Source organism: Actinoplanes awajinensis subsp. mycoplanecinus, assembly GCF_001509495.1.
GTDB classification, from domain to species: Bacteria; Actinomycetota; Actinomycetes; order Mycobacteriales; family Micromonosporaceae; genus Actinoplanes; species Actinoplanes palleronii.
This window is the reverse complement of sequence record NZ_LLZH01000159.1, coordinates 1-406: the sequence shown is the minus strand read 5'-3', so window position 1 is coordinate 406 and position 406 is coordinate 1. Positions and strand designations below refer to the sequence as shown.

Annotated in this window: 1 protein-coding gene; it reads left to right on the top strand. The window is 73.4% G+C overall.

Annotated elements, in window-relative coordinates; translation table 11 throughout:
- Nucleotides 1-406 (top strand): acyltransferase domain-containing protein (locus ADL15_RS18795; RefSeq protein ID WP_157441458.1); only part of this gene is annotated, 406 nt, incomplete at both ends.

The window sequence follows — 406 nt, the reverse complement described above, 5'->3', positions numbered from 1 at the left end:
GGGCGCGCAGCGGGCCGGCATGGGCCGGGGCCTCTACACGACGTTCCCGGTGTTCGCGGACGCCTTCGACCGGGTTGCGCTGCACGTGGACGCGCACCTCGACCGCCCGCTCGGCACGGTCCTGGCCGACCCGGAGCTGATCCACCGCACGGGTTATGCCCAGCCGGCGTTGTTCGCCGTCGAGGTGGCACTCGCTGCGCTGCTGCGTTCCTGGGGCGTGACCCCCGACGCGGTGGTCGGCCACTCGATCGGTGAGATCGCGGCCGCGCACGTGTCCGGGGTGCTCTCGATCGAGGATGCGGCCACGCTGGTCACCGCCCGTGGCCGGCTGATGCAGGCACTCCCGGCCGGTGGCGTGATGCTGGCGGTGCAGGCATCCGAGGACGAGGTCCGGGCAGCGTTCCCC